Here is a 12,499-nt window from a genome sequence, read left to right on the forward strand (position 1 = left end):
CCTTCAACAACCAAATGAAAACAAAATTATTTTACATCTGCCTGCTGCCCGTATTGTGTTTTGCCTGCAAAAAAAACATTCATGAAATTCCCAATCCGGAAGGAAATTTATCTTCAGCTGATACCAAAGAATATTTACGAACAAGCGTTTTTACAGAAGATGACCCGGACGCATTTTATCTTTATGAATACGACGACAAAAAACGTTTAACCCAATTAACACAATATGATAATGGTTCAATTATCTATTCCTTCGCTGTTACATACAATGCAGATACGATTAAAAAAAGTCATGCAATAGCAGATATTAATAACACTGCTATTACTAATACAGTATTCTATATTCCGGATTCAGAAGGAAAAATCATACGTGCATTAATCAATGCCGATACGGTATATTACACCTACACTTTTGATGGATACTTACATAACCGCATTACAAAAAATGATTCAACAACATTTGAATATGTGGATGGTAATATGACCCAGTCCACCAAATTTTCAAGACTTACTAAAAATCAACTGGGCTATACAAACTATACCTACACTTCTTATCCTGACAAATCAAGTATCATGGATCCTATGCATACCGGACTTTTACAGGAAGTATTCGGTAAAAAAAGTAAAAATTTAATTGCATCTGAAACTACCGGTTCCAGAACTGTTACATTTGTTTATACGTTAGATTTAAATGGATTGCCTGTAAAAATACTGGGGCTGAATGAAGACGGCTCAAACGCCTCCATACAGCAAAATATATTTCAAATCAGATAGATCAGGTATACAAAACTGTATTATAAACTATATATGAAGCAATTAATAAGTGTATTCCTATTCTTTTTTATTCAGACATATGTTATACAGGCAGAAATATATCCACGCTATAACCTTGCTGGTTATGCATCCAAAGCAAACAAATCCTGTATCATACTTTCTGATGAAAATTTAAAAGAACAAAAATGGATAATAAAAACACCTTCCAATACAGTCGTATTGGAAGGTGTTTTTTCAACATCTATAAGCGGTACCAGCAGCCATACACCTAAACCATTTAATTATGAACTGGAATTTTCCTCTCTTAAAAAAGAAGGCATTTACACCATATCCATCGGTACATACAACGATTTTTCCATACAGATAAAAAACAATCCAACGGATTTCCTGGTAAGGGAAATGGTCAGTTTCTTAAACAAGCAGCGCAGTGGTGTGCCTGTTGCTCCTGCAAATAAAACCGGCCACAGCGGGGATGTGAAATGCCGCATCTATGAAAAGAAAACAGCTGCGAATACTAGCTGGCATGCAGCGGCAACGGAGCGCTATGCAGATATGTCGGGCGGTTGGTATGATGCAGGTGATTACCTCAAGTTCACACAAACCATTGCTTACACAACTTATTTTTTATTGCGTTCTTATGAAGAATATCCTGTAAACACACATACAGCCGCCGATAGAAAAGCGCTGATGGATGAAGCAATCTGGGGCTTAACGTATCTGTTAAAAACAATGCCGGATGATTCAACATTTATCATTCAGGTTGGGAATGCCGACGATCACAAACAAGGTACGCGCATGCCCTATGATGATGCATTAAACGGGTCGCGCCACGCCTACTCCGATTTCAGCCCGACACAAATGGGGCTCACCTCCGCAGCTCTGGCATTAGCGGCAACGATTTTTGAATCCGATGCTTCGTTTAAAATAAAAGCAAACCAATACCGAAATAAAGCTATTCAGATATACAAAAAAGCATTAGCTGCAAATAAAACACCCGCGTGGTTTGAAGAAGGCTGGGAAAAATTCTACAACGATGTAACTGCTGAAGACAACATGGAACTGGCCGCCATAGAACTGTACCGACTCACTCAGGATGAATTGTACCTCAATGAAGCCAAAGGCAATGCTTCAAAAACGGGGGCCGCCTACTGGGTTTCATGGGGTAGTCTGAACATGACTGCACACCTGCGGTTATTTCAATATGCACCGCAAACCGTACAGCCTTATTTAACTGCTGATCTGAATACGTTTAACGGGATCGCCAATAAAAAAGGAAATGTATGGAGATTGCCTCATGCATATACCTGGGCCTCTTTATATAGTTTTATGGGTGTTGGTTCATCTGCTATGATGTATGCAAAAGTAACCGGAACACAAGATATCTATGGCCGCATGGGAACAGATGTGCTAAACTATACACTTGGTCAGAATAACTGGGGAACAGCTTTTGTTATGACAGAAAAAATACCCGGTAGTATAAAGCATATTTATTCTCAAATGTATACACTGCATCCCGAATTATCTGCTGCAGGTGCTATTGCTGAAGGACCAGGCGATAAAAAAACACACGATGAACTGTTAAACTATTTCAATATTCCGAAAACAAATCCCTACGAAGCCTTCAATACAAACGCAGTAGTGTTCTATGATTACAATACGGATTTTCAATGCATGGAAACAACCATTGGCGGCATGGCTGATGGTATTTATTTCTTCACCCTGATCAATAAATTTTACGCAAAATAAATACGACAGAAATTATATTACACCCATCTTTTTCATCAAAAAAGTGGCGCTCTTATTTTTACAGATGCCTTCACGAAGCTTGTAATCAAAGACCAGTTCATCGTTGATTATTTGTACCTCAAAGCATTTGTTAGAGAGTTTTTCCGGATATTCCTGTGTTGTGTTACACACTTCCAGATCGTGCGTGGCAACAATACCGATTGCGTTCTTTGCCACAATCTTTTTTATCACTTCAATAGTACCAATACGCTTATCATCCGAATTGGTGCCACGCAAAATTTCATCCAGCAAGACAAAGCACATCTGCTCATCCAGCATCTGCATCAATTGTTTCAGCCGTTTTACTTCCGCAAAGAAATACGATTCGCTATCAGACAATGAATCGGATAAACGCATGGATACAATGACAGGCAGCGGATGAATCTGTGCAGCAGAAGCGCACACGGGAGCGCCTGCTCCCGCTAATACCATATTTACGCCAAGCGTACGCAGAAACGTACTTTTCCCGGACATATTTGAACCGGTAAGAATAATAAAATTCCCTGTATTAAAAACGACATCGTTACAGATACGTTTCTTTTTATCAATCAGCGGATGGCCCGCACCTGTCAGTTGAATGCTGTAATCTGTACGCAAAGCCGGGAAAATAAAATCCGGATTATTATAGGACAGGTTTGCATAGCTGTTCAGCATTTCTATCTCACCAATTACCGAGATCCATTCGGCAATTCTAAAAGCATGCCTTTCTTTCCATTTCAATAGTGCCTGTAAGCTGTGTATGTGATACATAAACAGTCCATTCATAAACAGCGAACCCACCGCATTATTAATTGTTTCTACATGGGCAAATAATTTTGAGAGTGTATTTAAATGGGCACTTGCAGAAATATCCGCATGCAGCAATTGATCCTTCAGCTCTATTAAACGTGCAGCAGAAAATGTTTCTCCTTCTATCTTTTCAAGAATAAGACTGTACTGCTGAATGATTACTTCAATTTTATCGGCATGAAACAATTCTGCCTTTATGGTTTTAAGATGTAGCCCGATAATGATCAGATTCACTACAAATAAAATTTCAGCGGCCTTCATATATATGCCTGAATCAGAAATTGCTGCCATCCCAAATAGTATAAACAATGCCACTGGAAACACAAAAGAAATAATACGCATGTATACGGGCACTTCTCCTGCTTTTTTCGTAGACCAGGTAAGAATGCTAGTATAAATTTCTTTCGTATCGTTTGCCATTTTAGCCCGTGCCAGTATCTCCTGCCGCCAGGTTAGTTTTTCTGACAGCTCTTTTATGGCTTGCTGATTCTTTTCAATAGCTTCATTGGGTAATATATGCTTTAACGAATTTGCCAGCCTTGTCTTACCAAGGTATGTTGCTGTTCTGTTCAGATGCTGAAACAAACTTCTGTACCCGAAAATATCGAGATCATATGTATAGGGATGATTCGTTTCATTATAGTCAGCTCCGTTTTCAAAAGGCAATTCTTTATTTTCCAGATATGCAATCTCCTGAGAAATAATGGTTACAAGCGTTTCTTTAAACAGGATCTCAGCTGATTTTTTCCTATGCCAAACCAGAACAAAAACAAAAGCGATGATTGAAATAAGACCAATAATAAAGGCTCCAGATTCAAAACTGGTTATAAAAAAATAAAAGCAAATCAGGGCAATAAAAACAAGTGCAATCCGCACTATACTGATCCAGGTGTGTGTTTGCTTAAGCCTGATTAACTGATGGCTGTAGGTATTTTTTAATGAAATATATGCTTGCATGTAACGTGTCTAGGTAGAATTTATATTATTCCCAATTTAATTCTTTTTGTTTATTAAATAGTACAAATGTATTTGGTGCTATCGGTTTATTATTCTGAATAATTATTGTAACTTAATATAAAGGAACAACCCTTGAATTTCTTATACATGAAAGTACCGGTATCCCTGCTTTTGTTTTTAAACCTTTATGTAGTCTTTGCCCAGGATATACTTTCACCGAAATATATTAAATTAAATATATCCAACGACCTGGTTGATAAAACAGATTATTACTATACCAGCGGACTTTCCTTAACCTTTAACCATCCATTTTTACGTAAGAATCCATTCAATAAATTAATTCCTTCATTGCCTAAAGCTTCTGATAAAAATTATGGTTTAACACTTACACAAGATATCTATACACCTTCTAATGTAGATACAGCAGGCTTTATAGCTAATGACCGTCCGTATGTAGCCACGCTTATGCTATACATGCAAAAAACATCTTTCCAGCCGGGCAGGCGTTTAAGGTTACACAGTGGCTTAGGTTTGGGCTTTATCGGAAACATTGCTTTGGGTGAACAGGCACAGAATGGCTTCCACAATCTGATCAACAACAATATTTATGAAGGGTGGTACAACCAACTCGACAATAAACTATTGATGAATTATGAATTTGAACTTCAAAAAGGATTACATGTAGACAAGAATAACCAGTTCATTGGTATTATTGAAGCGGAGGCAGGTAATCTCCGCACCAATATGGGGTTTGGTTACCTATGGCGCGTCGGAAAACTATCGCCTTATTTTGAAAGTTACAGGTATTCAAAAGGGATGAAGAAATTTTACTTTTCTGTTTTTCTGGATGTAAAATTCAAGCTAATACTTTTCGACGCTACGATTATTCAGCCAAGCAGCCTGAACAGGCCAACATATACCCTGAATAATTTCCTGTTTCATTCCAGAGCTGGCGTATCTATTATGTATGCACGTTTTACGATTCTCCTTATTCAGAATTTTCTTTCACCTGAATTCTCTACAGGCTTTACCCACCGCTATGGAAGCCTTCAGCTGGCCTACCGGTTTTAATCTCAGAACATTGTTATAGTTCTTTATTTGCCCGGGAGAACTGATAAGTCAATAAAAATTGAATTCCTGTATTGTACAGTACCATGTTTTCTTTAACAACGTTCTGAATTCCTCTATAATAACGAACACCAAGCTGAAGACCTTTTTCAAACTGATAATAACATCCTATTGTAGGACCTGCATCAATCGCATGAAAGTCATTAATGTTCTTTCCTTTCGTTACTACATTCTGATACTTTTGCTCTGTAACTGCGGTAAGCAAGGCTAATGTCTGTATACCCACCTGAACATGAATATGTTTATATACACAATAATTCAGATTTACAGGCAGGGAAATATAACCCAGAGATACTTTATAATCGCGCTGTTCAGGGGTATCTTTATTCATTGTAAAGAGACTTCCCATGGAAATATAATTCAGCTCAATATCTACCGATAACTTCTTTGCAAAATCTGTATGTGTATATAATCCAACAATGGTGCCTGAAGGATAATTTGTACCAATTGCATCCGGCCCACTAAAGGTACTCAATCCTAAACCAATCCGCGGGCCATAATGAAATTGTAACTGTGCGTGTGAGGTAAATGAAATAAGTAGAAAGAAAAAAGATATCAGTAAATGAATTCCTTTAAAACGTTTCATAACTAAACTACAGCTGCAAATGGGGTTCACTAATGAATATACACATTTTTATTTTTTCATGCAATAGTAGGGGCGAATTGAATTCGCCCCAAAATAAATGCGAATAATATTCGCCCGAAAAGAGAGTGAATTTATTTAAAGGGCGAATGCTATTCGAGCGAATGCTATTCGAGCGAATGCTATTCGAGCGAATGCTATTCGAGCAGGGCGAATGCTATTCGAGCAGGGCGAATGCTATTCGAGCAGGGCGAATGCTATTCGAGCAGGGCGAATGCTATTCGCCCGTACGATGAAATTTATCGGCTTGCCATTTTTCAGGATTGTTGTTTATATAGTTTGTGATATTTTCATACGATCGTTCATCCCGGATGATGTGTTCATAATAGTTTCGGTGCCATACAGTTTCTATCGTGTCATCAATTAATTTTATTTGTCTGGTTACCGACGCTTTATATCCCCGTACGATTGCCCCTACCGTATTGGACGTGCCGCGTTGTTGTTTCTGCTGCTGTTGTTCCGGCACCGGCGTCTGTTTCGTGGGCGCGGGCGAATGTTCTTGCGCGGGCGAATGCAATTCGCCCCTACTGGTGTTTATTTCAATAATGCCGTGTATGTGATTGGGCATTATAACGAATGCATGCAGACGTACGTTTGTTCGGATTTCCATTGTTTGCAACCAGGCATCACCCGCAATTTTACCGTATTGATTTGCCAGCATGCTGCCATTTTTTATTTCACCAAAAATGCATTTCATGTTTTTTGTACAAATAGTGATAAAATAAAAACCTGACTGCGAATAATCATACCCCTTCAGACGTATGGATCTACGTTTTTTAAAAATCTGATTGTGTAACATTTGAAAAAAAATGATTGACTATAAAAAATTAAATATGTGAAAATGCGTTAAACTATCAAAAATAAAAGCTCTTTCCGGTACATTTCTTATCAATCGTTAAGTCTGAAAATGATACTGAAAAAGACGTTCAACGGTGGTTAACATATCGCTGTCAACTAAGGAATATCCAAAAACTGGCTTCAAAAACAGGTATTTACAGATTCTGCTGTACAAAAGCCCAAACCTTTTCCCCACATGGCAGATTTAATTCCCTATTAGATTTGAATTTAACCCCTAAAACGAGTAGATTCGTGGATTGACCCTTTTAAGAATCAATTAAAAAATATAACCATTTTATATCTCACTGAAATATGAATATTCACGAGTATCAAGCGAAGGAAATTCTTAAGAAATACAACGTTAAGATCGGAGAAGGTATTTATGCCGATTCGCCTGAGTCTGCAGTAGAAGCAGCTAAAAAATTAAAGGAGCAAACAGGAACTGACATCTTTGTTGTTAAAGCGCAGATCCATGCTGGTGGTCGTGGAAAAGGTAAATTTGTTGGTACTGAACACCGTGGTGTAATGATTGCCAAGTCGTATGACGAAGTAAAAGAAAAAGCTGCACAGATGTTGGGTAATACACTGGTTACAATCCAGACCGGACCTTCAGGTAAAGTAGTAAGCCGTTTGCTTGTTGCTGCTGATGTATACCAGAAAGGTGCTTCTGAGCCAAAAGAATTATACTTATCTATGTTGCTTGACCGTGGTACCGGCCAGGATGTAATTATTGCATCTACTGAAGGCGGTATGGATATTGAAGAAGTTGCACACAGCACGCCTCACTTGATCACAAAGGAATTTGTTGATCCGGCTGTTGGTCTTCAAGGGTTCCAGGCTCGTAAGATTGCCTTCGGTTTGGGTCTTTCAGGAACAGCATTCAAAGAAATGGTTACGTTTGTGACACGTTTGTATACTGCATACAAAGCAACGAACGCTGAAATGATTGAGATCAACCCGGTATTAAAAACATCCAAAGATGAAATTTTAGCGGTTGATGCTAAAGTATCTATTGATGATAACGCATTATTCCGTCACCCGGATCTTGCTGCTTACCGTGATGTTACAGAAGAAGATCCATTGGAGGTTGAAGCGGCAGAAAGTCACTTAAACTATGTAAAGCTTGACGGTAACGTTGGCTGCATGGTAAACGGTGCAGGTCTTGCAATGGCTACGATGGACGTTATTAAATTAGCTGGTGGTGAGCCTGCTAACTTCCTTGACGTTGGAGGTGGAGCAAACGCGAAGACAGTTGAAGCTGGTTTTCGTATTATCTTAAAAGATCCAAATGTAAAAGCTATTTTAATCAACGTATTTGGTGGTATCGTTCGTTGCGACCGTGTTGCCAATGGCGTTGTTGAAGCTTACAAAAATATCGGCACAATTAATATTCCGATCATTGTTCGTTTACAGGGAACAAATGCGGAAGAAGGTGCTAAAATCATCAACGAATCCGGCTTAAAAGTTCGTTCTGCGGTTATCTTAAAAGATGCTGCGAAATTGGTAACTGAAGCGTTAGCGTAAGCTGATTCATCTCTCCTATTGAAAGCGCCTGATGGTTTAACCTGTCAGGCGCTTTTTGTTTGGAGTTAATTATGAATTATGAGTTATAAATTATGAATTGATTAAAATAAAATGAATAGCTAAAGTTTAGTATATTAATTGACAAATAGATTTATTATGAATTCGGGGGATAACATAATTAAAAAGAAGAGTTTTACATTTGCCGTGAGGATTGTAAATTTATATAAAGTACTTTCTTCTGAAATAAAAGAATTTGTAATGAGTAAGCAATTATTACGATCAGGAACCTCAGTGGGTGCAAATATTAGAGAAGCACTAAATGCTCAAAGTAAGCCAGGTTTCATACACAAATTAGCTATTTCTCAAAAAGAATGTGATGAAACCGGTTATACTAATAACGTAGAATTCGAAAGCATGAATACCGATGCTATAGAATTATTAAAAATAGTCAGAAGTATCATAATGACTTCAAAGAAAAACATAATTCATAATTCATAATTCATAATTCATAATTCATAATTCATAATTCATAATTCATAATTCATAATTCATAATTCATAATTCATAATTCATAATTCATAATTAACTACATGAAAATCGGTGACCACGTACACATAGACGGCTACGAAGGTGTAGGCGAAATCATTGCCATTAAAGGAACCAATGCTGAAGTGGCAATGGGAATCCTTAAAATGAAAGTAAAGCTCGACCAATTAAGTCCGGCTGGTGATGATGAATGGGAAGAAGATGAAGTGGAAAAAACATCGTACGAAGGTGTTGATACCAGAGCAAAAATGCAGACGTTTCAGTTTGAATTGGATGTGCGGGGTAAAATGCGTGACGAACTGATTCCCTTATTAACAACCTGGGCGGATGATGCCATTCTGATTGGCGCAACCAAAGCTAAAATTGTACACGGCCGCGGCAATGGCGTACTGCGCGATACCGTTCGCTCATTCTTAAAGAAATACAAAGAAGTGGAAAAACTGGAAAATGAAGAAGGCGGCTGGGGTGATGGCGTTACGCTGGTAACATTCAGAGCATAGTTGCCAGGTACGAGTTGCTAGATATAAGTGTAAAGTGTATTCGTTTGTTTATTTTAAGATTTCACCATTAGGTAAGATTTAATTAGTGTAAAAATGCCAATATCATAGCTCCGAATGCATTTTACACTAAACACTTTCAACTCATTTTAAAAAACTCCTTGTCTTCACCGATATAATACCCTAAATTTGCAAACCAATTTTGCATCCGTAGTATAATGGATAGTATATCAGATTCCGATTCTGACGATATGGGTTCGACTCCCGTCGGGTGCACAGCAAAAAGCCTTGTTATGGAATGCATAACAAGGCTTTCTTTTTACTGACTGCTCTATCTTTTAGTGTATAATCTCTACCTTATGTACCAGTGTTGCATCCCCTTTGATCTGGTACAGAATATACATACCTGAAGGAAGTGTGGATACATTCAACGGAACATCTGCTGCACCTTCCAGCATATTTTTCCCAATAGCATTATACAATACCAAACGTCCTTCTCTATCCTGCATGTTAATTACATCTTTTGCCGGGTTCGGATATGCATTCCCGCTCACCTCTTTTCCATTGGCTGTAATGCCTGTTGCAAGTTCATTCACCAGCACCTGATGTGTTGTATTGGTGACAATTGACGGGTTCCGATCAAAATAAATATATGCCGTATTTTTTATCTCCGTCAGTAATTCAAGATTGTTTTTTAAACGGATTTTATAGCGGATAAATCCATTGCTTTCTTTTTTATTTACGTTGCTATCCGGCAATTGAATGTTATTGAAGGTAAAAATAATTTCTCCTGTAAGTACATCCAGCGTTACGGTATATAGGTGGCTGGCAGACAGAACTGCAAAACTTTCTTTATCAAACACCGGAGATAAGGTATCACGGATGACGATCGTAAATGCGGTATCATTACCGGTATTCTGAAAACGGATCTGATATTCCATTTCGTCTGTTTGCAAGAGTTCTTCATTATCGGGCAGCACAGATTTATCGTTGGGGTCGAATGCACACAGAATCTTTTGTCCAAGTGCTGATGTAAAAACTTTTTCTGAAAGCAGATTGGTTGCATCTGCAGAAAAATCAATCACATCAGTAGCAACTTCAACACCAGGAAGCACAACGGATACCTGGATCTGCTTGGATGTTAAACCCGGTATGGATTGATTGGACCATACTATTTTTTTGCCATCCACATCTGTAGGCTGCAGATTTGAACTGCTATATTCCGTTTTCGGATCAATATTAAAAGCAAGTGTTCCGGTGAAATCCGCACTGCCCTGGTTCTTTATATCCAGCCAGTATGTAACAACATTGTTGCAACGCGGAAAACCTCCTATAACACTAATGGCAAGCGTATCTGACTTAAGTGTACCAATTTTATACGGCACATCAGCCTGTACATTTAACCCATCCGTAATCGTAAAAGTAATATCCTTTGTTCCAATAAAAGCAGCATCATCAACGGCTCTCACTGTATATGTTCCAGCCTGTGAAACATGAAACTGATAATACCCAAGACTATTACTATATGCATAAATGTTGTCCGGCAGCAGGATAAGTTTACGATTGGCCAGTGCGGGCTCTGCTGCTTTATCATACATATCATCTGAAGACTTATCAAGGAATGTATATCCGCTGATTGCATAAGGGATACGCGTTGCCGGACCATCATACTGAATGCAGCTCAAGCCTTGTTCGCTTCCAACCCAGATGTTATTTGAACGGTCCTTAAAAACTGAAATAACTTTATTGTGTGGCAAAGGAGAATTCGAAGTAGTAAATTTTGTCCACTTATATCCATCATACATCAATAAGCCGGTACGTGCAGCCACCCAGATATTACCAAAATCATCTTCTACAAAAAGATCTCTATATGGATTTACACTTCCCAGTACGCTTTCCATATTGTGTGAGAACCAGCCGTTACCGTCATATACTGAAATATCTTTTTCAGTTATTACCCAAAGATTTTTTCTGCTGTCTTCAAAAACTTTTTTTACAACATTCGATCTGAAAGATGTATTAGCTGTATTATATAACGTCCATTGTATACCATTATACACATACAATCCGGCTTTAGTACCACAATATATATTTCCTGCAGCATCTTCGTAAGGCGGGTTTACATAATCACTTGTCTTGAATTCTGATACTTCAGATGCATGATCTATCCAGCCAGTACCGTCATATTCATATACACCATACCCATTTACGTTTGCCCAGATATGTCCGTTCTTACGTTGTTCATATAAAAAACTTACTGTTGCCTGATCTGCTTCAAAAGGCAGTATTGAATTTTCGTTGGTGATATTGATCCATTGTGTATAATCTGTACCGTTGGTTTTCCAGAGACCACCTCCAGCAGTATAGCCGCACCAGATGGTATTATTTCTGTCTACAATACTTACACCGGAAACTCCTTCCATCTCAGCCGGTAAATTAGCATTGATCGTTGTATTCGGTCCCAGATAATATACGCCGTAAGGAGACCCTGCAAGTACGCCAAAACCATCTTTCTGAAATACACGTGTGATTCTATTCGAAGGAAGTATTGAATTGGAACTTGTTAAATTTTTCCATCTCAAATTTGCAAAAGCAGCAACACCATCTTCTGCAGAAGCAAACCATAACGAATCCGAAGCTTTACTTTGTACGATCTGAAAAACATTATCTACCTGAATCGCAAAATCAAGTTCTTTAACGGTGTAGTTTTTAAAGCAATAATAATTTGCATCTTCATCCTGTTTCGGATAATCTGCCGGACAGGCATTCTCTGTATACGTAATCTTTTTATTTTGATTGTAAACCGTCCACTTGAGTTTTTGAGAAAAAGAAGCTGTACAGAATACACACATCAGTACTAAAAGGAATATTTTTTTCATAGCATAAAATAGGTGTAATGCTTAAAGATAAATTATTTTATATAAATCAGCCACTGTTTCATACTTATAAAACAGTGTGCCGAATAAACGCTTAAGTATCAAAGCATTTTTCTCAAAAAACATTTTTTTATTTTTTTCAAT

At 37.9% G+C, this 12,499-nt stretch carries 10 protein-coding genes and 1 tRNA gene; 7 read left to right on the forward strand and 4 right to left on the reverse strand.

Annotation, left to right across the window (positions count from 1 at the left end):
• Positions 1 to 14: 14 nt before the first annotated feature.
• Complete coding sequence (locus tag CHU_RS10905) at positions 15 to 773, forward strand: hypothetical protein (RefSeq protein ID WP_011585614.1); 759 nt, start codon at positions 15 to 17, stop codon at positions 771 to 773.
• Positions 774 to 806: 33 nt separating this feature from the next.
• Positions 807 to 2,519: a glycoside hydrolase family 9 protein gene (locus tag CHU_RS10910; RefSeq protein WP_011585615.1), complete on the forward strand. Its 1,713-nt coding sequence runs from the start codon at positions 807 to 809 to the stop codon at positions 2,517 to 2,519.
• Between the two features lie 12 nt (positions 2,520 to 2,531).
• Here CHU_RS10910 and CHU_RS10915 read toward each other — a convergent pair whose 3' ends face one another.
• Positions 2,532 to 4,304: a MutS-related protein gene (locus tag CHU_RS10915; protein ID WP_011585616.1), complete on the reverse strand. Its 1,773-nt coding sequence runs from the start codon at positions 4,302 to 4,304 to the stop codon at positions 2,532 to 2,534.
• A 147-nt stretch (positions 4,305 to 4,451) separates the two neighbouring features.
• Between CHU_RS10915 and CHU_RS10920 the strand changes: the two genes are divergently transcribed.
• Positions 4,452 to 5,375 carry a lipid A deacylase LpxR family protein gene (locus CHU_RS10920; RefSeq protein WP_011585617.1) on the forward strand — a complete coding sequence of 308 codons (924 nt, stop codon included), beginning with the start codon at positions 4,452 to 4,454 and terminating at the stop codon, positions 5,373 to 5,375.
• Between the two features lie 13 nt (positions 5,376 to 5,388).
• Here the strand turns inward: CHU_RS10920 and CHU_RS10925 are convergent, their stop codons facing one another.
• The gene (locus tag CHU_RS10925) at positions 5,389 to 6,018 is read right to left on the reverse strand and encodes an outer membrane beta-barrel protein (RefSeq protein WP_041932346.1); all 630 of its coding nucleotides are present in this window, start codon (positions 6,016 to 6,018) and stop codon (positions 5,389 to 5,391) included.
• 274 nt (positions 6,019 to 6,292) lie between these two features.
• A complete protein-coding gene (locus CHU_RS10930) occupies positions 6,293 to 6,772 on the reverse strand; it encodes a transposase (protein ID WP_202944115.1) in 480 nt (159 codons plus the stop codon).
• 452 nt (positions 6,773 to 7,224) lie between these two features.
• On the opposite strand from CHU_RS10930, the gene sucC reads away from it, so the two are divergent.
• From sucC to CHU_RS10950, 4 genes are all read left to right on the forward strand, one after another.
• Positions 7,225 to 8,436: an ADP-forming succinate--CoA ligase subunit beta gene (gene sucC / locus CHU_RS10935; RefSeq protein WP_011585620.1), complete on the forward strand. Its 1,212-nt coding sequence runs from the start codon at positions 7,225 to 7,227 to the stop codon at positions 8,434 to 8,436.
• Between the two features lie 156 nt (positions 8,437 to 8,592).
• Positions 8,593 to 8,934, forward strand: a complete 342-nt coding sequence (locus tag CHU_RS10940; RefSeq protein WP_011585621.1) for a four helix bundle protein — start codon at positions 8,593 to 8,595, stop codon at positions 8,932 to 8,934.
• 92 nt (positions 8,935 to 9,026) lie between these two features.
• On the forward strand, positions 9,027 to 9,482 hold the full coding sequence (locus tag CHU_RS10945; protein WP_011585622.1) for a Smr/MutS family protein: 456 nt from the start codon (positions 9,027 to 9,029) through the stop codon (positions 9,480 to 9,482).
• Between the two features lie 201 nt (positions 9,483 to 9,683).
• Positions 9,684 to 9,755: transfer RNA gene (locus CHU_RS10950), tRNA-Arg, on the forward strand.
• Between the two features lie 62 nt (positions 9,756 to 9,817).
• Here CHU_RS10950 and CHU_RS10955 read toward each other — a convergent pair.
• The gene (locus CHU_RS10955; RefSeq protein ID WP_011585623.1) at positions 9,818 to 12,358 is read right to left on the reverse strand and encodes a DUF7619 domain-containing protein; all 2,541 of its coding nucleotides are present in this window, start codon (positions 12,356 to 12,358) and stop codon (positions 9,818 to 9,820) included.
• Positions 12,359 to 12,499 lie beyond the last annotated feature (141 nt).

This window comes from Cytophaga hutchinsonii ATCC 33406, from assembly GCF_000014145.1.
GTDB lineage: Bacteria > Bacteroidota > Bacteroidia > Cytophagales > Cytophagaceae > Cytophaga > Cytophaga hutchinsonii.

Bases quoted from the DNA above. Each gene is read 5' to 3' on its own strand.
- CHU_RS10905 (WP_011585614.1), top strand. From the start codon at position 15: ATGAAAACAAAATTATTTTACATCTGCCTGCTGCCCGTATTGTGTTTT.
- CHU_RS10910 (WP_011585615.1), top strand. From the start codon at position 807: ATGAAGCAATTAATAAGTGTATTCCTATTCTTTTTTATTCAGACATAT.
- CHU_RS10915 (WP_011585616.1), bottom strand. From the start codon at position 4,304: ATGCAAGCATATATTTCATTAAAAAATACCTACAGCCATCAGTTAATC.
- CHU_RS10920 (WP_011585617.1), top strand. From the start codon at position 4,452: ATGAAAGTACCGGTATCCCTGCTTTTGTTTTTAAACCTTTATGTAGTC.
- CHU_RS10925 (WP_041932346.1), bottom strand. From the start codon at position 6,018: ATGAAACGTTTTAAAGGAATTCATTTACTGATATCTTTTTTCTTTCTA.
- CHU_RS10930 (WP_202944115.1), bottom strand. From the start codon at position 6,772: ATGAAATGCATTTTTGGTGAAATAAAAAATGGCAGCATGCTGGCAAAT.
- sucC (WP_011585620.1), top strand. From the start codon at position 7,225: ATGAATATTCACGAGTATCAAGCGAAGGAAATTCTTAAGAAATACAAC.
- CHU_RS10940 (WP_011585621.1), top strand. From the start codon at position 8,593: ATGAATTCGGGGGATAACATAATTAAAAAGAAGAGTTTTACATTTGCC.
- CHU_RS10945 (WP_011585622.1), top strand. From the start codon at position 9,027: ATGAAAATCGGTGACCACGTACACATAGACGGCTACGAAGGTGTAGGC.
- CHU_RS10955 (WP_011585623.1), bottom strand. From the start codon at position 12,358: ATGAAAAAAATATTCCTTTTAGTACTGATGTGTGTATTCTGTACAGCT.